Below are 24,436 nucleotides of genomic sequence, written 5' to 3'. Positions count from 1 at the left end.
GAGACAATGAAAACTGAAATCGAAGAGCGCGTTTCGCGAAAACTCATGTTGCGCATCATTCCTTTTGTGATGCTGCTCTATTTCATCAGCTTCCTTGACCGCGTCAACGTCGGATTCGCGGCCATCACAATGAATAAAGACTTGGGGTTGTCACCCACGGCTTTCGGGCTGGGTGGTGGCCTATTCTTCATCGGCTACTTCCTCTTCGAAGTACCTTCCAATCTGATTCTGCACAAAGTCGGCGCGCGTATCTGGATTGCGCGAGTCATGATTACTTGGGGCATCATCTCTGCAATTTCCGCATTTGTGGTTGGCCCCAACAGCTTCTACTTGCTGCGCTTCCTGTTAGGCGTGGCTGAAGCCGGCTTCTTCCCGGGCATCATTCTGTATCTTTCCCTGTGGTTTCCTGCCAAGCAGCGTGCAGTCGCCGCGGCGTGGTTTATGGCCGCAGCCCCAATTTCGGTAGCACTGGGGTCGCCATTGTCTGGCGCCATCATGCAACTGCCTGGCTTATTCGGTTTGAAGGACTGGCAGATGCTCTACATCATTGAAGCTGCACCAGCCGTCATTCTGGGTTTCGTAGTGTTGAAATACATGACAGACAAGCCGGAACAAGCTCATTGGTTGGCACAGGACGAGCGTGCATGGCTGGTGGCTCGGTTAAAGTCGGAAGCGGATGCCAAGAAGGGCGGCCACGGTCACACTGCCAGCGCTTGGAGCGCATTAAAAGACTTACGCGTACTAGCTCTTGCTTTAATTTACTTCGGCACTTCCGCAGGCCTCTATACCTTGGGGCTCTGGGCACCACTCATGATTCGGGAGTTTGGTTTCACCCCATTCGAGACTGGTCTGCTGACAGGTGTTCCAAGTGTTGTGGCTGTTGTGGCAATGGTGCTCTGGGCACGCCATTCTGACCGTAGCGGCGAGCGCACTTGGCACGTCGTGATTCCCTGTGTCGTGGCATGCGTTGGATTTCTACTGGCAGGCAATGCCACCACCGCATTATTCGTCGTGTTGTCTTTGATTGTTGTGAATGTCGGCATCAGCTCGGCGAAGGCTCCGCTGTGGGCGATGCCCAGCACATTCCTCTCAGGGGCAGGCGCAGCAGCTGGCATTGCGATGATTAACTCTTTGGGTAACTTGGGCGGATTCGTCGGGCCGTTTGCTATCGGTTGGCTTAAGAACGTTACAGGCGGCTACGCGGCAGGCTTGTATGTCGTAGCTGCCTCGTTGGCACTGTCAGCGGTTGTTACGTTGATGCTGAGCCGCCAGACTGCCCAACCTGACAGGGTGGCGAAGGCTAGTCACGGACACTGAGGGGATGTCATGTTTAAAAGAAAAAGCTTGCGTGGAATAATGGGTCTTCTGACCCTGATGGCGGCTAAGGCTGCCGATGTACAAGCCACGCTTCTCTTCTGAGGCTGTTGTGCTCAAGAATAGTGCGCCAAGCTAACGTGTTGATACGAAGTCTAAATACGAGCTGCAGAGTGAGGTAAATTTTGCATATCTTTTTGGACTACGGCTAAGAATAGACATACGCAGGAGGAAAAAAAGCCCGCATGAGCGGGCTTTTAATTTGGTAAGTTTTTGAATTCACAATCTTAAAATGGAGAGCGTCGTTTTAATCTTGTTTTGGCTCGGCAATGGTCAGTAAAGTGATGAAGCACAAAATCGAACATCCCGCCAAGAAGAACCACACGTAGTTCCAGTTGTAGTTATCTAGGAGGAAGCCGGCTGCTAGCGGTGCACAAGCACCACCCAACTGTCCTAGTGTATTGACCATCGCGCTAGCCATCGGATAGACCTGTTTAGAAGTCATGCCCATCGGATAGACCATGTAAGTCGAGTAGCCAATATTAAGTAGAACACCAGTCACCAGCAATAGCACGCCATAAAGTAATGGGTCGGCTGGGGAGTTGACTAGAACGACCATCATGATAGTGGTAAAAAACGCAGAAATTAGCATTGCTGGCTTGCGACGTTTGTCTAGCCAACGGTCGGTTAACATGCCACCCAGCAGATTACCGATGACGGCACCTACCCAAGGAGCGGCGGCGACCAGGCCCATGTTGGTGATGGAGTAGTTCTTCACGCTGATGAGGTAAGTCGGAATCCACGCCAGCAGGACGTTGACAATTGCAGTCATAAAGAAATAACCAAGAGACGCGCCCATGATGTTCCACGAGCGGAAAATATCTTTGGTCTTCTCCACCGTCGCAACCTTGCGAGTGCGAATCATTCGGTCCAATGTAGCGAAGTCACGTTTCTTTGTATTTGCGTGCGCTTTTGCGGCAAGACCGTGTGGGTCATTGATGTGCTCGAGTTCTTCGGCAGAGACGAAGCGACTTTCCGAAGGCCGATTCTTCACTACTAAGTACCAAATGACGGAGAGGAGAATTCCGGGTAGGGCGAAGATGTAGAAAATGTAGCGCCAGCCCAGGTAATGAATAATCACGGCGCACACCGGAGGAACGAGAACCGGGCCGAACTTCGCCGCAGCTAAGAAGATGCCCGTCATCGTCCCTTTTTCGCGTGGCGGGAACCAGTTATTAATGGTCGAAGTAATACCGATTGGAAGAGGGCCCTCGGCAAGACCTAGGCCAAAGCGATAAACTTTCAGCATCAGGAGTGAGGTTGCAGTCCCAATCAGGCCGGTAAATACAGACGTCACCAACATAGCCAAGGAGAACAACTTTGGGATGCCAAAGCGGGTGTACGCTAACCCGGATGGTAACTGGGCTAAGCTATAGGCGAACAGGAAGATACTGGCTAGACCACCAGCTTCCGTGTTCGACATGACGAATTCTTTACGCAAGAACGGCAGGGCGACGCCCAAGTTTGCACGGTCTGCAGCAGCCACTGTATAAATGATGAATATCAATGCACCGATGACCCACCTGAAATGGGTCTTTGTTTTCTTACCTTCAGTTATTACCGCATCCATAAAGTCTCCTTCAACGATTTAATTATTTTGTTTTATTATTTTTGTTAGCTATCTGCCGCTGGCTGAGCGGTAGATTAAATGGGAAGCGTAAGTGAGTTTATCGACGCTTCCCTTGCGGACTCGGGTCAGACTAAGCCGTATTGCTTCAGAATTCCACCGAGGTTCATCAACTCGACGGTTGACGCGCCTGCTTCGATGTCCTTGCGCATCTTCTCTTCTTTGTCTTCGCGGGCAATGCTGTTTGCGATGGTTGAATCGACTTCGTCCTTCGCCACAACAGCCAGGCCGTCACGGTCACCGACGATAATGTCGCCTGGATTGATGACGACGTCCCCGATAACGATAGGAACATTAACCTTGCCAGGTTGATGCTTGCCGGTTCCCTTAATTGAGAGACCCCGGCAAAATACCGGGAAACCCAAGCCAATAATCGTGTTGGCATCGCGCACGCAGCCGTTCACCACCAGGCCGGCGATACCCTTTTTCATGGCCAAGACCGTCAGCACGTCTCCCCACGGGCCAGCTTCCATGAATGCCTTGGCATCAACGACTAGAACATCCCCTGGTTGTGCCTGCAAAACGGCGTAGTGCAGCACCAAGTTGTCACCGGGACGAACGTCGACTGTTAGTGCCGGACCGGCCAGACGCGAGGTCGGGTCAATCGGCTTCATGCCATGGTCGAGGGCTCCCTTGGCGCCTTGTGCTTCATAGACGGTAGCGGACCCGAGGTCACGCAGCTGAATAATTTGTTCTTTAGTAGTCATGATAAAACTCGTATGAAGTGAATCGGATTTATTGGGCAGCTGTGGTGTTGGCCAGCAGCCAGGAAAGGGCTTGCTCGACGTTCGGGGTCTCGACCCCGATACCGTTCTTTTCAAGCATTGCCGCGGTCGCGTTGAATCGTTGCTCAACACCGGGCAGAACGAGAGACGGCAATTGTTGCGCATCCAACTCTTGTTTTGCATCGTGGACTTCATGGGCACGGCGCTTTGCGTGAATCACATGGGTGCGAACCAGCATGTCTATAAAGTTGCGGAGCGGCGTTTCATCAATGTCTTTGAGTTGCCGGTATAGCTCTTCGCGCACGCCTTGCTTCTCGGCGCTCATGAGTAGCTCAACGGCCAACGCTTCCATGCCCTTGGTGAAAATGCTTCGCAGAATCTTCAAGGAGATAGCGTCCCCAGGGTTGGCGCCATCAATAACCTGAACGCGGCCACCGACGGATTCCAAGAGCGCTTTGAACTCGTCGCTTTTGGTACCCGCAGCCAACAGAGGTGTTTTTTCCCAATTCAGAGATATGGCGCCCATGATGGCAACGTCAACATAGGAAATTCCGTGAGTTTTTGCCGTTGTAGCGGCTTTTCTCTTGGTTGCGGGATTGGCGGTCGTCAAATCGGCCAGGCCTGCTCCGACAGACAGGAACGGCGTTACTTGTTCTACAACGTTGAGCGCTTGTGTCCCCGTGACACAGGAAATCACCCACTGAACATTTTTAAGCCAAATATCAGGTTTTGAATTTAGAGGCAGACCCCATTGGGAGGCCAGTTCACTTGCGGCAAGTGAGGGATGGGCTTCACACAAGCTCAGCGTGATACCAATTGCGTGCAGGGCTTTGGCATAGCAGCGGCCCACTTCGCCCATTCCAATAATTGCGACGTGCATTGTTGTCTCCAATTTGTCTAATTTTTTATAGAATACAAAATAAATACAAATAATGCAAATATCATTGTTAATTAAAGTTAAAAATGGAAAATAAGTACATTTTTAAAACAGTTGTGAGCTTGTGTCGCTCAGGGCTTGAATACAATTGAATACCTGTAAACGGACATATAGAATCCGCCATCAACCGTCAGTACAGGAGCAGCTAAGGTGGAGCGTGGAAAAGACAAGGTTTATGAGGTATTGCGGCAGCGCGTCGTGGGCGGACAGTACAAGCCTGGTACGCAACTAAAGGAAGAGCCGCTTGCTCGCGAGCTTGGCCTGAGTCGCACCCCGGTTCGTACCGCGTTACGACGTCTTGTTGAGGAAGGGCTTGCGACAGCGGATGCGGGACAAGGTATTCACGTTGCAGAGTGGAGCGAGTGGGATATCGAAGAGACGTTTCAGCTTCGGATGCTCTTGGAGCCTTACGCGGCCAGTCTTGCTGCAGAGCGTGGGAACGAGGAGATGCTATCTATTCTGCGCGAGAGCAATGAGAGTATGGCTGCAGCGATAAAAAATGGAGGGGCCAGTTCAATTGGGAAAATTCAGGCCGCCAATAGCATCTTCCATCGCACGATTTTGGAATATTCAGCCTCGCCAAGGCTTCGCTCAATGTTGGAAACAATTATTGATATGCCTATCATCGTGCGTTCATTCTACCTATGCACTCGCGCTGAACTTGAACAAAGTCTTCACCATCACCAAGATTTATTATTGGCTATCAATGCTCGCGATGGAGAACTTGCTCGCCAGGTGATGCAGTTGCATTTACGGATGTCCTATCATCGGTTTATGCATCACCGCAGCGAATATCGACAAAAACTTGATATCGAATAGAGGCCGCTTCCAGAACAGACAACCCGCTAATGACGACGTGGGTACATCACTCGAACAGCGGCTATCGGCCAGAAGCTGCTTTTCCACTGCATTTTTATGACTAATTGGCGTGAAGAACTAAATAGAGTCGCTGTCGAATTTTGGTGCGGGGTCGGCATGTTGGAAGAACTCCCGACTGTAGCCGATGCAGCCAATGCCGACCAGGGCGAAGCCCATCCTGATATTTGGGACTTTTACACCTGTACAACAGCGAGCGAAGCCGCCTCGCTTACGCTGAAGCTTGCCTGGAAGTTAAACAGGTTTACGCCAATCTCATGGGAGGCGCTACCTTATGCACAGGGAGCACTGATGCGAGCATTGGACGATTTTGTTGCCAGAAAATTGTCTGTCAGCATTTTATGTAAGCTTGTTGAGAATTTGGATACGACATTCAACATTCGCCTTAACCGCGTCCCTGAGCCAGAATCTTTAAGCAAATTAAAAGAGCCTTGGATGGGAAATCTTTGGAATAACTGCGATTGGTGTGACGACAGTTGGAGTCATGAAAATCGCCCCGCGTTAGTTGAAGAGGCTCAGCGTGTTGCCAGGATGTTGCGTGAAGCATTGAATGCTCGTGCTGAATAAGACCAGCGTCCGCAATCGGCCAGAAGCAGACCTTCAACAACTAAAGGCCCAATGGATTTCTAGCCATAAACACTTGGTAAGGTCTCGCAATGGGACCAGGTTATGAATGTACCAGCGTCGAATAATTCCGAGTAGTTCAACGAGCTTTCCTGCGACATCAACCGCTGCCTTTTATCTCCGCCAAAATTTCTTCCAAGAGCCAAGTGGTTTTTCCAACGGACTTTCATTTGTGGTCCCGCTAGAGAAAGCTCCAAAGATTTTCTGTATCTCAGGTGTTATCGGTGGGGCCTTTGCGCCAGCTTGAATCTTCACTAATCCAACCGTATATCTATCTTCGGCCGTAATTCGTTCAAAATAATTGGGGTCGTCAGCAGCGGATTTTTGAATAAAATCATCAAACGCTTTGGGGGTTGAAAACGTCCTGTCCAGCTTCCCGTACTCTTTCATGTGAAAGCCGACGTATGCATTGGACGCTATTAAAAAGCTCGTTAACAAAAATACGTCTGCCAATTGTTGTTGTGCGTTCTTGTTCAAATCAATTGGATTTTTCATATAGGGCTCTGGATATATATATCCCACAAATCCAAAAAATTCGTAAAAAAAATGATAGTCCCTGTCCCCCTCTTCGAATAAATCATTTATGACCATTTGTGGATAGTTTTCTAACATACACACCTTATTGATTAACATGCACTTTAAAATTTTTGCCCCCTAATGACCCTTTGTAATTAATATCAATTGTTGCACCACCTGCGTCAGAGAAACTTCTCAATGTAACCGTTGTTCCATCTACAAGAGTTACTTCTGTGCCATATGATTTCAATACGGGCGCATTTCCTCCTTCGGTTAATTTTCCAAAAAGAGTATTCAGCTCGGCGTTGCTATTCACGCTTGCTGTTTGGCCGAGAGTTCCATACGGCTTTGCCGCCTGATTGACAATTTCCGGAATGTCAAGAGCAGTGACTACCCTTGGTCCACTGCCTGCCGTTATCTTGGGCGGCAACTTTAATCCCTTGGCTGCATTGACAGCCGCAGAAGTTGCTGCCCCGACTGCGGTCAATGACGCCATCCGCATCAATCGATAGTTAATGGCCTCCTGCACCAAACTATCGCAAGCCCCACCCGATATGCCGGTGCAATTATCTTGGCGGAATTTTGCGACATCAGCAGCCTGATCTACATCTGTCCCAAATAAACTGGCATTTCCGTTTACCGAACCATAAGAATTTACATTGTCCTGCCTGCCAACAAATATGTTTTCCTGCACAGTATAGCCAACGGGCAAAACCTTTACTTCACTGGAACTGGCAGCCTGTTTCAGGTTGTCTTGGACGCATTGCACGTCACCGGACTTAATGCAGGACTGCACGGTCGCCATATTTGCGTCAGAGATCGCTTTATATTTCTTAACGATGGACATAACTTCATCGTCCTTGCAACCTTCTGATTTGGCTTGGCAAGCATTTACTTCCTTCTTCATTGCTGCCGCGTCGGCATGTTTAAGAAAATTATTTTCAGCAGCATTTCCCGCAATATTCCCCGCTACGAGCGCATCAAACGTCGTTCCTCCAGTGATTCCACCCAATGCCGCGCCCACTGCCGTAGATAGCGCAATCACGGTATTGAGTTGTTTGCCCGTTAGTTTTTCCGGGTGGAAGGCACCATCTTCGTCATAGGCATCTGGATACAACTCCCGGACGATCGCTTGTGTGGCCAATTCTCCTGCTGCGCCAGCAACCGCCCCCGCCCCGGCACTACCGCCATTGGCAGCAGCGAGGATACCTCCCAGCACAGCATGAGATATTACTTGTGCTGTCTTATTCTCATTTCCAGGTTGTGAGAAATAATCGCCGATGGCATTGGCGAGATAAGGAGCACTCGCGCTGGCCGCCAGTTGCGCTGCGCTCTGACCCGCAAGTCCCCCGATTAACACTGCCGTCACGGTTTTTAGGGCACGAGTGTAGTCACCTGTCGGCCCCCAGTTGATTACCGCTTCAGCATCTCCTCTAGCAACTGCATCCTTAACCTGACTATTGGCAATATCGCCAGCAATTTGCGCGCTCGTACCGATTACCGTGTTGGCAGCCGCGGCCATGGCCTGCTGTTCCTTCATCACGTTTCTTAAGTCCGGCAAGGCCTCAATTGCGGTATGCGCTGTCGCCAAATCAGTGTGGGCACCTAGACCAGCGGCGCTGCCCGTGGCTTGGCCGCCGATGTTGATCTTACCGTCGGTTAAAGTCCCGTAAGTGGTAGAACTGGCGCTACCGCTGTCTTGCAACATGATGCCGGGAGTCAAATTAGGACTTGGGGCACCCTTGCTATCCTGTGACGTTTTGCCAGCCTCGCTGGCATTTTGTGTTGAGGTGCCGCCCGTGCTATCGGCCTTTTTAAGGCTGCCACCAAAACTACCAGAGATACTCATCGTGTCCGCGGAGTATTCCATCTTGTTGGTAATGTCCTCGAAGCTGATCGATTTAGTGCTCAGATCCGAATTACCTGCATTGCTACTGGCAATGGCGCCGCCTTTCAGGGCGATGGTGTCGGCGACGACGTGGTAGCCACCGTTGCCGGCGAACAGGCCCGACTGTTGATTTACAAAGCTGCTGCTGCCGTTGGCAGTTGATTGCGACAGGCTGCCGGAAGCTTCCCAGGCAGTCCCGAAGGCGATCTGCAGGCGACCACCGACACTACTCTGCTCACTATGCTGCGTGATCTGGTCTTGCACCGATTCAATCGTCAGCTTGCCGCCGGTGAGAGCATTGATGGTATCTGCGTGGACGGTGGCACCTTTGAGCGTCGTGTCACCCTGCGATTTGAGAGTGACGGTATCGCCGCTCAATTGCGTGTTGCTGTTGGTGAGTGCGTTATAGTCGTAGCGGCCGTTACCGATGTTCGCACTGATGTAGGCATAGACACCGGTTTTGGCACCAACCGAGAAGCCAACGCCGATTTCGGCGCCAGCGCTGTGATTGTCGCCATTGCTGACGACGGTGCTTCGAGCGGCATCCAGTAGTATTTCGCGTGCCGAATCCAGGGTCAAGGTACTGCCGGCGGCGATGCTGGCTCCGGTGGCGTGGATATCGCCCTCAGTGCTCGTCAGGTTGACGTTGCCACCCCCTTGAATCGTGCTTCCCTGAGCCTGCGTATAGCGAGTGTGGTCTTCGCTGTTGGCGGTCGCGAAGCCGACCCCGACTTCACCCTTGATCAGGTCGCCGCTGCCACCGGTCATGGCACTCACCACCTGGTAACCATTCGCTGCCGCTGCCAGGGTCTGCATGGCTTGCAGGCGGCCATCGGACTTCTTGGCGTTCTCGATGTTGTTGGCCAGGTCAATCAGCGGTGAGCTGATGCGCGCGAATGCGCCGATTTTGAGGCTGTCGCTGTTTTGATTATTGCTGCCGGTGTTGTCACCCGTGTTGATGGTGATAGCCTTGGCATTGATGTCTATGTTATTGGCTGCCAGAACGTTGCTGGCGGTCTGGGTATAACTATCACCGGCACGCAGGTTGACGTTGCCTTGCAAGCTGCCAACATTGCTGGCGACCTGGGTGACGCCGCTATTGTCGTCCTGACTCTTCTCGGTGTGGTAGCCCGAGAAGCGCTCAGTGTCAGAGACAACGACCTTGCCAATTGCCTGATTGTTGCTCTTATTGGCATTGGCCAGAATGTCCTGACCGCTTTGAATGGTGAGACTCTTGGCAGCGCTGATGCTGAGATCGCCGTTAGCGACCAGATTGGCGGCAGTGAGGGTGATGTCACCTTGGGTCGTCGAAAGCGAGGCAGTGCGGCCAACCGAGAGACTGGTGCCAATGACGGTGGTGGTGGTGCCGTCGCCCTTGCCATTGTTATTGAACATCCCGACCGGCAAGGTGCCGCGATTGTCCAAACTCCAGCCGTTGGCGATGTTGGTCTGCCCCTGAGTTTCATAGCTGCGCGCGACATCGAGCGTGATGTTGTTTTTAGCGATCAACAAAGCGTCGCCTGCCGCACTCATCGCAGTGCCCTGGCTGGTGATACTGCCGTCGGTAGCAAGCAGAGTCAGGTTATTGCCGGCCGTGAGAGTGCTGACCTTGGCGCTGCTGGTGGCATAGTCCTGGTTGCTGTTAGCGCTGCGTGATCCGGCTTGTACTACAACAGCCGTGGTAGCGGCTGAAACACCATCGACCGTGGCATCGGCACGTTTCGTGGCCTGTCCGAGGAAGCTGGTGCTGGGGTTGCCGCGAGCGCTTTGCTGATAGGCATTTTTGAAGGCTGCGAGAGGGTTATACGTTATTCCAACCGAGAAACCACTAGAGCTGCTCTCTTGCGTGCTGTGCTCGACACTGGTGTTTTGTGCAGCAGTAAGATCGATGCTTTTCCCAATCAGTGTGAGGTCGTTACCGGCACCGATATCGGAGGCAGTGACCCGCAATTGCTGACCGGCCTGAATTTTCGTATTTCCATTGAGGGAGACAATGGTTGACCCTTGCTGAGTCACCGACTCCGAACTACTCTCGCCGTTGGCACTAGTTTTACTGTAACCAATGCTGGCGACACCCGCACCAAAACTCGCGGCAAAACCGGATTTTTTCTCGCTATGTTGATGGACTTCTTGGAATCTTTCGGCAGCAGCAGAAATCGTTACGTTGTTGACTGCAGAAAGCGTGGTATCTGCGTTTGACACAATATTGCTGCCGGTGATGTTCAGGTCTTTTCCGGCTTGCATCACGATACTATCGCCGCTCAGGTTGCTGCCAATGGCGTCGGAATAGGCTTGTTTCCCGTAGCCAGTACTACTCCTGCTAGATAAGAAGCTCTTGGACGAGCTCGTGGCATATTCGCTATAACTACGGAATGCATCCTCAGATACGACGTTGATATTTCCACTAGCAGCAATGCTGAGCTCCTTGCCCGCGCTAATGTTGCTAGCGGCGATTTTTACATCTGCATTTTCCAGCACGCCTGCCTTGATGCTGAGTCCATCAGCAGCGCCTATCTGGCTAGCGACCACATCTATGGCTTGGCTTTCAAATTGCGCAAAAGAACCGGATTGGGAGCGAGTCCTTATTGATTCGGACTCATTAAGTGCGGCACCAATCGTAACGGAACGACCCGCCAGGATTGAGCCGCTACCACTACCATCTGTGCCAATAGCGACTTGGGCCGCAGTCATACTGACATCTCGTTGTGCGACGATCTGGAGATCTCCACCAGCACTTACCGTTGCGCCGACGTTATTGGTGCTCTTGTCGTGCCCGACATAGCCATTGAAGTTGATATCATAGGTGCTGCCGGTCTTAACCGTATTCAAATTGATGTCACGACCGGCGTTCAACGTGAGAGCGCCTGCACCAGCATCGCCAGATCGTCCGCTTGTCAACGCAGCCCCGACGTTGTTGATATCTGCTCCGGCAGTGATTGTCAGATTTTTTCCTGCCGTAATATCAGCTGTATTTGAAAGAGAAGTAAAGCTGCCGCTAGTCTGGCCATTCGCATAAGTCTGCTGGACAGTAAGCGTTTCGTTGCGAACATTGCCGCCCGCGCTGATGACAATGTCGTCGCCGCGAATACCGCCGCCCAGATTGGCCAGATCGTTCGAAGCGACCAGCACTGTACGTCCCGTACCGTCGGCGCGCCCGTCGATCATACCTCCCTTGTTGGTGATGTTGGCGGCCTGGATGGTGACGTTAGAACCACTGACCAGAGCGCCGGTGCTCTGAAGCGCGCTGTCGTCCAAATGCGCCAGATATACGCGCGGCACTAGGACATCCTGGGTACTACCATCTGGCAACGTAACGGTTTGACTTACCAGCCAGACCATATCGCTAGTCAGATGACTAACTTGGTCGGGCGTCAGCTCCACGCCTGGACGCAATCCCCAGGCTTGTGCTGTGCTGACGCCGTTGCTGAGTAAGGTTTGATATTGACTGTCGTCGCTGGCGGCGCCGGTGACCTTGCCGGTGAGCTGTGCAATCTGCTCTCGCACTAGGCGTTGCTCATAGTAGCCGTCGCCTAAGCGCTTCTGCACCGTGCTTGGATCCACATTCAGCGCGGTCAGCAAATAGTCGCTGCTCAACCAGGTACGATGATCGGTGAACTGCGAACGCGTTTCCAGCAGATAGCTGCCGCCAGCGGACGGCTGGAACAGGACTCCAGGGCGAAGCGGAACCGGCACATTGCCGTTTTGCGGGAAAAGAGCGCCGGCGGGGAATCCGCTCATCGTCGGAAGACTTGAACCTGAGGGGAGCGCGCCGCCGGTTGGCGCGTTACTGCCGGAGCGTGTGGCGACGCCCCCCAGCATACCGCCGATCGACTGGCCGCTGCCCGTCGCTGGAGTAATATCGTTGCGGATATTGGCGGCGCTGCCCGCGGAAAGATCGGCATTGCTGAAATTGTTCGCAATAATGGTAACGCCGCCATTACCCACAATCGCCCCCTGAGTTGTACCAATCACTTCGGAGATATCCGGCATGCTGTAGGCAGTGACAACGCCCCCTGTCGTCGTGAAGGTGCCGTCAAAGCTGTGCCTGCGATACAAGGTTTGCCCAAGATTGGAAATGTTTGCGTTAGCTCCGCCCAACCACAAGCTGCCGTTCACCACAATATTGCTGAATTCGTTGCTCAATGACTGGCCGATGTTGATGCGTGCGTTACCGCCAGCGCGAATCTCCGCAACTGCACCGGCGCCGCTCGCCAGCCTGTCTTCGGTGGCCGTGTGATGCGCATTGCGGGTGAGTTCCAGCGCATCATGTTCTTGCGCGAGGTAACGTTGAGTGTCGCGCCGGAAGATGGTGTTAGGATCGGTATAGTCTTGTTCTGCTACGAAGCGAATACAATTCGTCGTACAATTTCCGTACTGGTTCGAGTATCCGGGCAGGGGCTCCCAGTTGATATCGCTACGACCGTCGCGTGGATCATCACCTCCGGCGACCTTGTCAGGATTACTGACATTGTTGCTTTGTGCTGTGAAGTACACCACGCGTGTGCCGTCCGTGGCGCCCCCGCGGCTGATCTGTCCAAAGGTGGCCCAGTTAGAAGAAATCCCTTTATAGAAGACACTGTCGTCGGCGTGTGTCCTGATAACCGCCCGACCGATGACGTAGCCATCCGGCGTAATGATGTTCTTGGTCTCCAGCACATCGGCCGGATTGACATACAAGATCTCATAGGCGTTGAAATTCGATGAGTCGGGCTTGTAGTACATCTGGTTACCGCCGTTGTGCCACCACGAAGGAATTCGCATTGCGTATGTCTCATCGAGTGTCTGCACCGTAGCCACCCCCACACCGCTGCGGGTATTACGCAAATTGACGGCCGCCATCTCCATGTAGCCGCCAGCCTCGATAATCGAATCTTCGTTGGTGATTTGCGTCGTACCGTTTACCAGACCGTTTGCATCGCGCTGATCATTGGCACCGATCGCCATACTCCCAGCGCTGTAAATGACCGCGTTGTTGCGATTGGAAAGAAGATTCGTCACCCATAGTGACATGCTGTTGCCGCCACCCAGCAACGCATTGTTGCCGGTGTTGTTCAACGTCTGAGCACGCACGACCAGATCACCGCCCAGAATAACGCCCGTGTTATCGACGGTCGGTGCAGTGATATCGAGCAGATTTCGTGAACTGATCTCGCCGGCGTTGGTAAGCGTCCCGCTGCCATTGATGGTAATGGTGTCTGCCTGGATTGCTGCCGTATTGAGATTGCTGATCTGGGCCGCCGACAACGACAGTGTTCCCGCTCGCAATTGCCCAGCGTTGGAATAGTTGCCTGCCAGGTTCAATACCATATTGCCGTTGGCGACGAAGGCGGCCGCCGAGGATTGGTGGAAGCCGCTGCGTGAGGCCAATGAAGCGGCCGCTTGGGCACCGATGCTACCGTCGTTCACCACATCTTGCGCAGAAATGCTCAGCGTCTTCGCTGTGATGGTGCCCGTCCCCGTGTTACTCAGCTGCCCATCGGCGATCAGCGACGCGGTACCACCGGTAGACTGGATCTTTCCTTCGTTGTACAACGAAGCGGCCGCGTTGCGCGCTGTCAGGTTCACGTCGCTTTGTGCGGCAATAGTGCCGCTGTTGCGTATGCCGCCGTTGGCAACCAGCGTGGATGCGCCGGCCGTGGCAGTGATGGTGCCGTTGTTAGTTACGGCCACGTCGCTTCCTGCAAACGTGCCCCGGGCAAGATTGGCGGCGTCCACGTCTACCGCCTGCGTTGCCGTGATCGTACCGCTATTGGTGACGCGCCCGTCAGCGCCCAATTGCGCCTTACCGTCGGCTGTCTGAATACTGCCGCTGTTGTCGATATCAAACTGGCCGCCGGCGAACTGCTGGCCGGATACGTTGCGTGTTGCAATGACTACGCCGTTCTGGCCTATCACCGCGCCCGTGTTGCTCACACCGCCGTCGATATTGAGTTGGACGACGCCGGCGCTCGCGCCGATGTCGCCCGTATTGCGCAAGCCATAGCGGCCATCGATGCCATTGCTGCCTGATCCGCTTGCGACACGCATGTCTACGCCATCTCTGGCGAGAATTTTCCCGCCATTTTCGACAGCGCCGGTAATCGCGAGGGAAATCGCGCCACCGGCCACGCTGATCATACCGCCATTGCGCAGACCCGCTTGCCCCGCGGCGGCCCCAACGTGGCGTGCTGCGATGTCAATTGCCGCCTGGCCAATCAGGGAACCGGCATTGTCGATGCTGCCGTCCGCGTTAATCTTTAACAGTCCCTGGATCGCATTAATACTGCCACGGTTGTTCATATTGGCCGGCGTGCCGTTAGCCCCTGACAAACTCAGACGTACATCATTGCGCGCGACCATGGTGCCCGCGTTATCAATACCTCCGCCTGTGTTGACCGCAAGGCTTCCGTTCACTGCACTCAAGGTACCGTCGTTGCGCAACGCAGGACTTCCATTCGGATTCTGCAATTGCGCCGTGATATTGACATTGCTCTGAGCAGTCATCGAACCGCTATTGTCGACAGCACCACTTGCGGCAACGGTAACGTCGCCGTTGGCGGCCGCAATACTGCCGGCATTCTTGACATCAACGCCAGTAAGACGAACATCGGTCTGGGCGAGAATGGCGCCGCTGTTGTCGATCATTCCGCTGGCGACGACGTCGACCGCACTTCCTGCTGCGCTCAACGTTCCGCTGTTGTACACATCTTGTCCAGTGGCGCTGATGGAAGTCTGGGCCGTTACCGCACCTCCATTGTCGATTCGACCGTCGGTACTCAAGGTAACGTCGGACGTTGCTGCGGTGATGCTGCCGGTATTGATTACACCGTGGGCGGAGCTAGCGGCCACGCCAGCAGATTGGATGCGTATCTTGTCCTGGGCATTCAGGGTGCCGCTATTTTCAATGCGGCCATCAGCCGTCAGCAAGACTTCACCAATGGCGGCGCCGATATTGCCGGCATTGCGCATGCCGACTCCGGATTCTGTGCCCACAAGGAAAATCTTGTTGGCATACATTCCACCTAGCTGTGCCACGTCGACGCCGAACGCCGGCGCAGCATCCTGCGCGGCGATGGGCGTCACTTGTGTGTGATCCGCATTGACTCGATTGGCACCCACGGTCACATGCAATTCCTTCGCCCAGATACCTGCGTTTACTTCTGTGGCGCGCGCGATGATCTCGGTATAGTCGGACTGGGCGTCACTCATTCCAGCCCCTTCGATTTTGACTCGTCCGCCACGCACCACATAACCGTCAAGATTGCCGCCGTTCATGATGACTTCGCCGGTGGTAAGGGTAGTACGCGCTGAATTGATGAAGCCGCATCCGTCGCAGGTCACTCCTGACGGATTGGCGATAATGACCTGGGCGCGGTCCCCTGCAACCTCCACGAATCCACGCAAGTAGCTTGGATTGCTGGAATTGACTTCATTGAGAATCACGCGAGCAGTGCCGTTGGCCAGATTCGGATTGCGCTGAATCCAGCCGCCCAGTTGAGTCTGCACGTCGGATCGGGAGTTGTTCAGGACGGCGCCGTTGCGCTGGACATCGAACTGGCTATAGGTATTGCGCGACACACCCGCCGCGCTCGGCGTCTGGATATTGACCTGCGGCACGCCATTGGCGGTATTTACGACAACCGGCTGCTGATTGCGGGGTGCATTAGGGTCAGCCACGATTTGCGCCTGCGCCCGCGGCAGCAAGGTCATTGTCGCGCCGACCAGCGTCAGCACGGCCAATCCAATCCAGCTCAAACGTGCCATGGCTAGCGCAGGGCGACGACTCCCTTCAGCACCTCCTGAAGAGCTTCCAGTGCAGTTACGAACAGTTTCGGCAACCGCCATGAGCATGCCGCGGGCTTTGTTGAAGATGATGCGATAGCACAATTGGTTCATGTTCTTTTTTCTTCTCTTCAGGATGCGGCAACGCCGCTGTCAGTACGACCACATTAGGTTGAAACCCGCTGTCACGCGGGCAGTCTGGAATCGATCGGGCTTGGAAATCGGCGTGCCGGCAAAGACTTCATAGGAGACACGTCCGAGTGCACCGCGCAGTCCCGTCGCCGCGCCAGCCAAACGACGGCCAGTCAACAGCGCTGCCGAAGGCCCCCCGACTTGTCCGTAGTCCGCGCCTACGTAGACTTCCTGACCGCTTTGCCCCAGTGCTGCAGAAAGCTCATTACGGACAAACCAGCCGTTCTCGGCCAACAAGGTCACTTCACCGTCGAAACCCCGCACGGTGTAGCGTCCTCCGATTGAGAATCTGTCTTGAGGCGTCAACGGCGTGCCATTCCATTGGGCGCGCGCGGCGAACGTGTAGCGCAATGCCTGCTTACCCCACGGCGCTTGCCAGGAAAAAGGGAGGTTGAGAGACAGATCGGCCGTCGTAATCTGGAAACGAGAAGTACCTTCGCCGAACGCCTCTTCTGGGGCTGGCAAGGAATCAAACGCGCCTGTACCTCGCTTGTGCGCCAAGGACAGATCAAGCGTGGCGTCCCCCATGAACTCGCGGTGCGCCACACCCAGCTCCCAACCAGCGGTGCGACGACGCTGGACTTCCACTTCTGTGTCGTCCACGTAGTTGCTGGATGCTTTCAAAAAGCCTTTGAACGAGAGCGTGGTCTTGCGTACGGCATCGCGATAGATCAGGCGAGAGAGTTTGAGCTCGTTGTTTTCGCTCTCGCCGCTATAGATGTAGGTTTGATTGATGCCTGCCACGGCCTGGTGATAACTGCTGGCGCTATTGGTGAACGCCAAAGCCCAGTAGCCAAAGGGCAGCGAATAGTGCACCACGTGGCTTTGGCTGCCACGTATGCCGGCATCCCCGCCGCCCAGATCGTGGTTGTAGCTGATGTAAAACAGGTCGTTGAGCGTCAACCAGTTGTCCAGAGAGACCGTCGCGCTTCCCTGATACTTTCCGGTTGATTTGGTGCCGCTGTCGTCGACCGACGCAGTCAGACGCAAGGGAATGGCCTGGCGATAGCTGATGACCAGATCGCTGTCGCCGGCTTGGGCACCTTGTCCTTCGCTGGGTGCGACCTTGATGTCCGCCTCGGCGGTGGGCACACGCTTGAAGTTCTCCAAGCCTTGCTCAATGTCGCGCAAGTTGAGTAGATCGCCCGGTGACGCAGGAACGGCGTTCCATTGACTGGCGCGCGGATCCGCATCTGCCGCGAAACGGATAGCGCGAATTCGCCCCGGCACTACCGTCAAGCGCAGTTCGCCGCTGGCAATGTCCTGAGGCTCGGCAAGCACACGGGTGGTGATATACCCACGCGTAACGATTTCGTTCTGAATTCGCGCCATGACGATGTTAATGCCTTGCACACCCAGGCAACGGCCAATCGGAGGATCGTCACCGGCATTGAGCCCTGCCAGCGCAAACTGAAATCGCTGAGCTGACTCACCGGTGAGAGTGATGCGTGTCACCTGGAAGCACGGAGACTCGCCAGTTGGAATCTTTCCTGCTGCTCCGCTCGTCGGCTGCGCTTCAGGCAACCGGACGTCAGGCTGCTGCTCTTGCTGGCGTCGCAGTTGGCGCTCCCGCTCCTGCTGACGCTGAAACTCTTGAGCGGCGGCATCGGTTTGACCCGATGCGGGAGGGACATAGCCTGCGCTGGCCAAGAACATCAGGGCCATGAGACTCTTGACTATCCAGTGTGTTTGAATACGTACTTCGTCGTCCTGCGCACGAAGTGCATCGTGAAGCCCGGCTACGTGAGCAGCCGGAGCCTGGATCGAGTTTGGAAAGACACCAAAGAAAAGCCCCGCCAAATAGCTGACGCGCTGAAATATTTTGTTATTGCAATGCAAAACACCACCCCGTAAAACCCCGTTTATTTTTAATTTAATTTCCGGGTGGAATTTTACTGTCGGGCATTCTGCCTACGGAGGAGGATGTGAGTTTGAGTAAAGATGGTGACCCAAAAGCAACAAATTCTTATCGGCAACACAACTTAAATTGTCAAAAAATACACCAACTAATAAGTTGGGTACGGCTGCAATCGGCCAGATGCAGACAACAGGCCAAGTGAAATCTTCGCTCGTTCGAGATGTTTCTGGCATGCAGACTATCAACGAAAATTTTCTATTTTCAAGTTATAAAGTTCCCAAACTGCATCGCGTCCTTTCTTTTTTTCTCCAGCATCAAAAGCAGCAAATGCTTCTTGTAATTTTTTATCGATAAAATCGATTCTGTGCGCATCTTTTGTAAGCTCAGTTCGAATTTTTGACCAAAGTTCTTTTAGGTCTGCCATATGTATCTCATATGTTATGTATCGCCATTCGGGATAGTCATCAGGAGCATCAGTTGTAGCGATGGAAAGCGAACCGGAAAAACTCAACAGATTCTCTTTTAGAGTCATTACATTTTCCTCTCGTGAATTTTTGTTGCGGCCAAAATTTTGAAGCAATAAAGTCTGTTTTTGCAAAATATTTCATCTCTTAGCAGAAACTGACTTTTTCTATCGCCGCTTAATTTAGCAGCGAAAACGCACAGCAGGAAAGTCTTTATGCGGAGAGTCCGCAATCGGGCAGAAGTGGAAGTTCACATACGGTCCAACGCTGAAGAACAAATAGAGTTGTGTTTTAAATTAAATATTATGAAATTTAACCGACACGTTTCTCCAATTGAAAATGATGTTCAGGACCGTTCATCTGATGCTTGGAAAGCTCTGTGTCGATACGTCGATGAGCTTGCAGACTCCGGAGCAGTTGAGTTTTCTCCGCGCGAAGCACTGGGCCCTGAACTATACGCCGGTATCTTCACACTACCGGAATCGATTGCCAATCTGAAGAATGTCACTAAGCTTAATCTGTATGGGAGCAAGCTTAAGCGCATCCCGCCGGAAATAGGAGAGATGACTGCGCTTATTTACTTTGATGTTTATACATCCTATAGCTTGCAATGGTTCCCTTATGAACTGACGCGCTGCAAGAACTTGACAAAAAGTCGTGTCAGCACACGCGTCCTGTATGGCAACTATAAACACCGCCTGAATTTCCCTTGGCTGAAAGGCAATCCTGTCCGATATCAGAGGGAAACAGTTAAATGTAGCGTTTGTGAGCGAGAGGTCATCTACGATGAAATTTTGCAACTATGGATTAGCTTAAAAGTGGGTACCGATGTACTCCCCTTGCTTGTTAATTCCTGCTCCAAACAATGCACGCAATCTTTACCATCTCCGCATTCAAACTACGTACAGCAAGTCCATCGGGGTGGCACATCGATTGCACAGCCCCCCGATTACAATGAAATGTTGCGGTTGGCATCGCTGCAGGGTCAAAAGGAGCCGGAGACAGAGTCCCATGCTGACAATGTCGAGAAGCAAAGCGCAATGTGTAAGCCGTCACTGCTTGAGGTAATTTGGAAAATATGGAAGAAGTGAATATGCTTTTCCTACGATGAGATATGCAGCCCGGAGATAAAGGCTAAGCCCGCATTTGGGGCGGAAACAGATAACCGCAATCGGCCAAATGTAGGCAGTTTTTTGCGCCGTCGGTGAAGCTGGCAATCTCTAAAACTCACAAAGAATTGGGAAATCTATGAGCTGGCTATTCGCAGACCCACCTAATATGGCCGTTATCTCGCATCGACGAATCGTTGACGGAGCAAGTCCAATTTCATTTGTTTCACATGATGAAGATGATGGCGGTTGGCAGTTTCTTCCAAATTCTGATGGAGCATTGGACGCCTCCGAAGCGGTGGTCGTTAGCTTCAAAAGCATCGTTAATATTGACTCTTCAATCGTTGAGCTTGCTGACCTTCCATTGGGATGGTGCGCTCGGCGCACGTCACCAACGGGGCAATGGACTCGAGAGAAAATATAGAGGCACTACGGCTGCAATCGGCCAGTAGTCGTCATCTATGCTAAACCCCAAGCTAGCTTTCTATTCATAAATCAATCGCCTCAATAAGACATGGAAAAATGGATAAGCCCTAACAATCAATACCAGGCTCAATGGCGTGGGGGTGGAGAGCTGGGGATGAGTGGCCCCGAATGGGGTTGGCTTACTATTGAAAATAGTCTGAAAGTAAAAGGCGCATTCGCCGAAATAATCTGGAGCGAAAATAGTGAGTTTCTCGCATTCGTCAAATGGCACATTCAGGACGTCCCTACTCGTCAAGGAGTAGAGGGATACAGTTTTAGAATTGGTGTCGTACGCATGTCTGATTTATCACTACGTTACTGCGGTGGGAATGGATACCCACCTACACTATCCCTTCATTCAATGACAAATCGCGCTGTCACCGTGATTGTAGAGGGGCAACAGAAAATTATTAATCTAGAGAAAATCGAGTGGGACAAGTGAACGTCTCTTAACGGCTAGGAGCAGGCATCTCCGAAAATAAAAAAAAACTACTCGCGCAGAGTTTTTCAGCTCATGCCCAGTGGACACTTAAATACCAACAGAAAAAAAGGAAGTATTTGTGATTACCCGTTCACTCAAGCCGAAAAAACCGTCATTAGTGATTTCTTTGTACGTGTTGATTTTTTTTGTCAGTGGCTGCGCCGGGATAGACAGCAAGTATCCCAATTCCTGGCCAGCGGTTGAGGTTGCGTCTTCGGCATGTCCCGCAGTGGAAGGAAGCTATAAAACCAAAGGGCCTGCTACGGAAATGGCGCCGGAGGAATCATCGTTCCTGAAGAGTCGCCTCGGTTTCAGTAAAGACATCGCGTTACTTACGAATGTGAACATTATTTCCCTCAAAAAGCCAGATGGCGACACGCTGGAAATTGAAGCCAAAGCGGATGGCACTGTGGTCGGACGTCGAGTATTATCTTCTGCCCGGGGAGAATGGCGCTGTGAAAATGACAGGTTATTTATGGCTGACAGGAAAGTTTCTTTCGCCAATGGAACAAGCTCTTATTTTGGCACCAGCAAATTTTCTCTTAGTCATGCCAAAAACGGAGCGCTCATCGGTGAAGAAACTCGCTCTATGGTAGGTGTCATATCTTTGAATCCAGTGATAGACGCTCCGCATTTCTGGTTCATGTGGCCCAAAGCAGGTCAGTGAAGACTCCTTCTCTGTCGTAGAACGCAATTTGGCGAACTGGCTGGCTAGAGGACCGCAACCGGCCAGAAGCCGACCAACAAAATATCGCCATAATTTGGAGTGCTATCAACGATGGATACCGTTACGCCCCATTGGCTAATTGCAACAGGTGCATCAATTGAGGCACTTGAACGGCTTCGGCAAGAAATCCCAGATTTGCCACCCCAGTATCTGAAATGTTTAGCAATTGGGAACGGCGGGGAAGTAGCGCTACGCGTGAGTCCTTACAATTTCTGCCTTGACTCTGCGGAGTCAGCCTTGGATTACTGGCTGAGCGGTACTTATTCCAAGCAGAGCGTATTTATTTTTGGTGGGAATGGTAGCGGTACAGTGCTGGCATTTGAACTCGGATTGACTGACTAATGGCCAGTCATATGCTTCGGCCCTATCAGTCCTGACGATAGTATCGAGTTAGTAGCAGCGAGTTTTGAAGAGCTGCTCAAGTTGTGCGAGCAATAGCGGCGAGTAGTTACGTATCCCTTAAGCGGGCATGAATGGGCGATTTGAAGAAAAAACTAAAAATATGAACCGACTAACGATAGAAGACCTTCCCGACCCCGACAATTCACAGGCTGTCTTTGCCTTTGCAATGTCCTTCAATGGCTACGAGCATTTCGGTTCGTCTTCAGCTTCTGTGCAGGCGGCCAAACAGAAAAAACGCACAACATTGATTGATGTCCGAAATGAGCTTTTCGCCTCAGCCCGTGCATCTCGGCACATGGACAACGAAGATTTCTTAAACCGCTACCGCGAGTTGCTTCCAATACTGCGTGAATTGATTGTGTCGGACGCGTAAGTCTGCAATCGGCCAGAAGCAGCTACTAAATTGGAAAATTAGACTAAATCATGGAAGACGCAGTCACATTTGACGTTTATGCCAAGGCATTTGCACCGCATGCGGAATTTTCGGCACTTGTGGTCACGGCGAATGTTTATGGGAGCGAACTAAAGGCGCGAGCGGCAGCGAATGAGGCTAAGCAATTGGGTGGGCAAGTCTTGATTGGAAAACATATTGGTTGGGCGCAAGCTCGGGCCATCGTTGCAAAAGTCGCTGGAAGAAGTGCAACAGAGATAATGCAGGCAGGCTATTTTCCCTCTGAAACCAGCCAGTATTGCAGCGAACACGACCTGCATTACGGTGGCTGTCTTGGCTGTCATGTATGCAATAATTTCTTTGTACCTTAAATTGCAATCGTGACCGCTATCGGCCAGTAGCGGACCTCATGGAAGAAGATAAAAATAATGTAGCAATTGCTGCAACAGGGAGAAAATTTTGATCTCAACAGAATTGAAAAAATCTTATCTCAAGCGTCGCAATATCGCTGCTGGAATTGCGATTGCCATTATGGCTTTTTTCATTTTACGAAGAATAGCCGGAGGCAATGCCGAGGATCCTTGGTACATTAATTTACTGATGTTTCTGTACCTGCTTTGCTATATCGCGGCTTGCTGGTTTTATCTGAAATCAAAACAACGCAGTGGCGGTTGGCTGTTATTGATCCCGACAAATATCGTGGGGCTCATCATCTACATGTGTCTCGAAGATCGATCGGCAAAACCCGACAATATCCCGTGTCCGGCTTGCCAGACAGCCAATTTTCCCGACGATGCCACCTGCCGCTTTTGCAAAACACCACTGTTCAATCCAATACCTGAATGATTGCATGTCTGTTACCGGCCAGGAGCTGACCTCCAGCAGCGGACAGATGGATTTAAACACTATGAATATGTCTCTCGAAGCGCTGATCGATCGCATTTTCGACCAATTGCGGCAACTTGGATCAATGATTGCGGACAAGCGTCGGGCTGGTTTGCGCCCTGAGGAGGTCCAGATGGCCTTCCATGGTTTAGGCTTGGAAGTGCCTGATGAGCTTCTGAATGTGTATTGCTGCTGTGACGGAACTTCTACTTATGAAGGCGATGTCCTGGGTGAGATTCAGTTTTTCCCTGGCTTCTACTGGATGAGTCTTGAAGATTCCACCCAAGTCTATCGCGCGATATCAACGGGAAACGAGTGGGATCGAGCTTGGTTTCCTATTTTTGCAAATGGAGGAGGAGATTTTTATGCAGCAGTTTGCGACAAATCGTCTCCCTATTTTGGAGAAATTGTTGGATTCGTGCTCGGGGAGCCCGATCAACTCATTGAGTTCAAAAATATCGTAAGTATGCTTAGAACCATTGAGCGTTCATTGGAAGGCGGCGTATTTTTTGCGTCTGAGGGCAGGTTGAAAGCTGACTATCCTAAAATGCGGGCAATTGCGCGTCAGCTACAACCAGGTTTCATGGAGCATGATGCATAAGGAATTCCGGTGATAGATTCGCCCCGCAATTTGCCAGACTGCTATCGGCCAGAGGCGGCCATCCTGAGAACGAGAATGAAATGAATGCAGGAATATGTTTCACCAAGATATGGTCGGATGACGATCTGCTGGAACTACGAATCGAAATCAATGAAGGCCGCTCCCGATTTCAGACTGAAGTCTATGCAGGGCACGAACAACTAGGCCAGCTTGTTTTAGCCTTGGAGGCATTCAAGGGGGAGGCTCCTGGCAGCCAATATGACTTACGGTTCGGAGAGTTTGATCCGCAATTCGCTGCAGGGGCTTGTCATTTTCTGCTGAAATTCAATGCGCGAGGGATGCTGATCATCACCGCACATTTGCAGTCGCAATTTTTCGACTGTGACGGGAAGAAAGTTGCCAACGAAGGAAAACTTCATCTGCGATCCCATCCTGCGCAACTAGATGATTTTTTACGAGGTTTGGCAGCAATTCACAATCAACATAGTGATACCGCAGTGTTGAATATCGAGTGACTGCAATCGGCCAGAAGC

20 protein-coding genes are annotated in these 24,436 nt (G+C 52.2%); 13 read left to right on the top strand and 7 right to left on the bottom strand.

Going from position 1 to position 24,436, the window contains the following annotated elements:
• Positions 1 to 6 precede the first annotated feature (6 nt).
• Positions 7 to 1,317: an MFS transporter gene (locus tag DXT88_RS20670; protein WP_265215840.1), complete on the top strand. Its 1,311-nt coding sequence runs from the start codon at positions 7 to 9 to the stop codon at positions 1,315 to 1,317.
• A 304-nt stretch (positions 1,318 to 1,621) separates the two neighbouring features.
• On the opposite strand, the gene DXT88_RS20665 is transcribed toward DXT88_RS20670, so the two are convergent.
• The 3 genes from DXT88_RS20665 to DXT88_RS20655 all read right to left on the bottom strand — a co-directional run bounded on the left by DXT88_RS20665 (position 1,622) and on the right by DXT88_RS20655 (position 4,606).
• Positions 1,622 to 2,944 carry an MFS transporter gene (locus tag DXT88_RS20665; RefSeq protein ID WP_265215839.1) on the bottom strand — a complete coding sequence of 441 codons (1,323 nt, stop codon included), beginning with the start codon at positions 2,942 to 2,944 and terminating at the stop codon, positions 1,622 to 1,624.
• 125 nt (positions 2,945 to 3,069) lie between these two features.
• Positions 3,070 to 3,708: a 4-carboxy-4-hydroxy-2-oxoadipate aldolase/oxaloacetate decarboxylase gene (locus DXT88_RS20660; protein ID WP_265215838.1), complete on the bottom strand. Its 639-nt coding sequence runs from the start codon at positions 3,706 to 3,708 to the stop codon at positions 3,070 to 3,072.
• A gap of 28 nt (positions 3,709 to 3,736) precedes the next feature.
• Complete coding sequence (locus DXT88_RS20655; RefSeq protein ID WP_265215837.1) at positions 3,737 to 4,606, bottom strand: NAD(P)-dependent oxidoreductase; 870 nt, start codon at positions 4,604 to 4,606, stop codon at positions 3,737 to 3,739.
• 207 nt (positions 4,607 to 4,813) lie between these two features.
• Here DXT88_RS20655 and DXT88_RS20650 point away from each other — a divergent pair, with 207 nt between their 5' ends.
• Together DXT88_RS20650 and DXT88_RS20645 are read left to right on the top strand one after the other, a co-directional pair.
• A complete protein-coding gene (locus DXT88_RS20650; protein WP_265215836.1) occupies positions 4,814 to 5,482 on the top strand; it encodes a GntR family transcriptional regulator in 669 nt (222 codons plus the stop codon).
• A 156-nt stretch (positions 5,483 to 5,638) separates the two neighbouring features.
• Positions 5,639 to 6,106, top strand: coding sequence for a hypothetical protein (locus tag DXT88_RS20645; protein WP_265215835.1), 468 nt, complete (start codon positions 5,639 to 5,641; stop codon positions 6,104 to 6,106).
• Between the two features lie 171 nt (positions 6,107 to 6,277).
• Here DXT88_RS20645 and DXT88_RS20640 read toward each other — a convergent pair whose 3' ends face one another.
• From DXT88_RS20640 to DXT88_RS20625, 4 genes are all read right to left on the bottom strand, one after another.
• Complete coding sequence (locus DXT88_RS20640) at positions 6,278 to 6,775, bottom strand: hypothetical protein (RefSeq protein ID WP_265215833.1); 498 nt, start codon at positions 6,773 to 6,775, stop codon at positions 6,278 to 6,280.
• Between the two features lie 7 nt (positions 6,776 to 6,782).
• Positions 6,783 to 16,442 (bottom strand): hemagglutinin repeat-containing protein, encoded by a 9,660-nt coding sequence (locus DXT88_RS20635; RefSeq protein WP_265215832.1) that lies wholly within the window; start codon positions 16,440 to 16,442, stop codon positions 6,783 to 6,785.
• A gap of 39 nt (positions 16,443 to 16,481) precedes the next feature.
• The gene (locus DXT88_RS20630) at positions 16,482 to 18,176 is read right to left on the bottom strand and encodes a ShlB/FhaC/HecB family hemolysin secretion/activation protein (RefSeq protein ID WP_265215857.1); all 1,695 of its coding nucleotides are present in this window, start codon (positions 18,174 to 18,176) and stop codon (positions 16,482 to 16,484) included.
• Positions 18,177 to 18,619: 443 nt separating this feature from the next.
• Positions 18,620 to 18,910: a hypothetical protein gene (locus DXT88_RS20625; RefSeq protein ID WP_265215831.1), complete on the bottom strand. Its 291-nt coding sequence runs from the start codon at positions 18,908 to 18,910 to the stop codon at positions 18,620 to 18,622.
• A 147-nt stretch (positions 18,911 to 19,057) separates the two neighbouring features.
• Between DXT88_RS20625 and DXT88_RS20620 the strand changes: the two genes are divergently transcribed.
• The 10 genes from DXT88_RS20620 (at position 19,058) to DXT88_RS20575 (ending at position 24,418) form a co-directional block, all read left to right on the top strand.
• Entirely contained in the window at positions 19,058 to 19,933 is an 876-nt protein-coding gene (locus DXT88_RS20620; protein ID WP_265215830.1) for a hypothetical protein, read from the top strand.
• Positions 19,934 to 20,090: 157 nt separating this feature from the next.
• A complete protein-coding gene (locus DXT88_RS20615) occupies positions 20,091 to 20,375 on the top strand; it encodes an immunity protein Imm33 domain-containing protein (protein ID WP_321161127.1) in 285 nt (94 codons plus the stop codon).
• Between the two features lie 90 nt (positions 20,376 to 20,465).
• The gene (locus DXT88_RS20610; protein WP_265215829.1) at positions 20,466 to 20,858 is read left to right on the top strand and encodes a hypothetical protein; all 393 of its coding nucleotides are present in this window, start codon (positions 20,466 to 20,468) and stop codon (positions 20,856 to 20,858) included.
• A gap of 118 nt (positions 20,859 to 20,976) precedes the next feature.
• Positions 20,977 to 21,564, top strand: a complete 588-nt coding sequence (locus DXT88_RS20605; protein WP_265215828.1) for a hypothetical protein — start codon at positions 20,977 to 20,979, stop codon at positions 21,562 to 21,564.
• Positions 21,565 to 21,675: 111 nt separating this feature from the next.
• Entirely contained in the window at positions 21,676 to 21,966 is a 291-nt protein-coding gene (locus DXT88_RS20600; protein WP_265215827.1) for a hypothetical protein, read from the top strand.
• Between the two features lie 127 nt (positions 21,967 to 22,093).
• Positions 22,094 to 22,399, top strand: a complete 306-nt coding sequence (locus DXT88_RS20595) for a hypothetical protein (RefSeq protein WP_265215826.1) — start codon at positions 22,094 to 22,096, stop codon at positions 22,397 to 22,399.
• Between the two features lie 50 nt (positions 22,400 to 22,449).
• Positions 22,450 to 22,788 carry a hypothetical protein gene (locus DXT88_RS20590; protein ID WP_265215825.1) on the top strand — a complete coding sequence of 113 codons (339 nt, stop codon included), beginning with the start codon at positions 22,450 to 22,452 and terminating at the stop codon, positions 22,786 to 22,788.
• Between the two features lie 88 nt (positions 22,789 to 22,876).
• Positions 22,877 to 23,263, top strand: coding sequence for a hypothetical protein (locus DXT88_RS20585; protein ID WP_265215824.1), 387 nt, complete (start codon positions 22,877 to 22,879; stop codon positions 23,261 to 23,263).
• 4 nt (positions 23,264 to 23,267) lie between these two features.
• A complete protein-coding gene (locus tag DXT88_RS20580) occupies positions 23,268 to 23,903 on the top strand; it encodes an SMI1/KNR4 family protein (protein WP_265215823.1) in 636 nt (211 codons plus the stop codon).
• A gap of 80 nt (positions 23,904 to 23,983) precedes the next feature.
• A complete protein-coding gene (locus tag DXT88_RS20575; RefSeq protein WP_265212212.1) occupies positions 23,984 to 24,418 on the top strand; it encodes a hypothetical protein in 435 nt (144 codons plus the stop codon).
• Positions 24,419 to 24,436: the final 18 nt, after the last annotated feature.

The sequence above is a fragment of the Herbaspirillum lusitanum genome (assembly GCF_026127345.1).
Classification (GTDB): Bacteria; Pseudomonadota; Gammaproteobacteria; order Burkholderiales; family Burkholderiaceae_D; genus Herbaspirillum; species Herbaspirillum lusitanum.
The sequence above is the reverse complement of the archived record's forward strand: the minus strand, read 5'-3'. Positions and strand labels throughout refer to the sequence as shown.

Coding starts and splice junctions, on each gene's coding strand:
- DXT88_RS20625 (WP_265215831.1), bottom strand. CDS start 18,910: ATGACTCTAAAAGAGAATCTGTTGAGTTTTTCCGGTTCGCTTTCCATC.
- DXT88_RS20595 (WP_265215826.1), top strand. CDS start 22,094: ATGAATGGGCGATTTGAAGAAAAAACTAAAAATATGAACCGACTAACG.
- DXT88_RS20580 (WP_265215823.1), top strand. CDS start 23,268: ATGTCTGTTACCGGCCAGGAGCTGACCTCCAGCAGCGGACAGATGGAT.
- DXT88_RS20610 (WP_265215829.1), top strand. CDS start 20,466: ATGGAAAAATGGATAAGCCCTAACAATCAATACCAGGCTCAATGGCGT.
- DXT88_RS20670 (WP_265215840.1), top strand. CDS start 7: ATGAAAACTGAAATCGAAGAGCGCGTTTCGCGAAAACTCATGTTGCGC.
- DXT88_RS20630 (WP_265215857.1), bottom strand. CDS start 18,176: ATGTTCTTGGCCAGCGCAGGCTATGTCCCTCCCGCATCGGGTCAAACC.
- DXT88_RS20620 (WP_265215830.1), top strand. CDS start 19,058: ATGCGGAGAGTCCGCAATCGGGCAGAAGTGGAAGTTCACATACGGTCC.
- DXT88_RS20635 (WP_265215832.1), bottom strand. CDS start 16,442: ATGAACCAATTGTGCTATCGCATCATCTTCAACAAAGCCCGCGGCATG.
- DXT88_RS20665 (WP_265215839.1), bottom strand. CDS start 2,944: ATGGATGCGGTAATAACTGAAGGTAAGAAAACAAAGACCCATTTCAGG.
- DXT88_RS20575 (WP_265212212.1), top strand. CDS start 23,984: ATGAATGCAGGAATATGTTTCACCAAGATATGGTCGGATGACGATCTG.
- DXT88_RS20640 (WP_265215833.1), bottom strand. CDS start 6,775: ATGTTAGAAAACTATCCACAAATGGTCATAAATGATTTATTCGAAGAG.
- DXT88_RS20660 (WP_265215838.1), bottom strand. CDS start 3,708: ATGACTACTAAAGAACAAATTATTCAGCTGCGTGACCTCGGGTCCGCT.
- DXT88_RS20600 (WP_265215827.1), top strand. CDS start 21,676: ATGGATACCGTTACGCCCCATTGGCTAATTGCAACAGGTGCATCAATT.
- DXT88_RS20645 (WP_265215835.1), top strand. CDS start 5,639: ATGTTGGAAGAACTCCCGACTGTAGCCGATGCAGCCAATGCCGACCAG.
- DXT88_RS20615 (WP_321161127.1), top strand. CDS start 20,091: ATGAGCTGGCTATTCGCAGACCCACCTAATATGGCCGTTATCTCGCAT.
- DXT88_RS20590 (WP_265215825.1), top strand. CDS start 22,450: ATGGAAGACGCAGTCACATTTGACGTTTATGCCAAGGCATTTGCACCG.
- DXT88_RS20655 (WP_265215837.1), bottom strand. CDS start 4,606: ATGCACGTCGCAATTATTGGAATGGGCGAAGTGGGCCGCTGCTATGCC.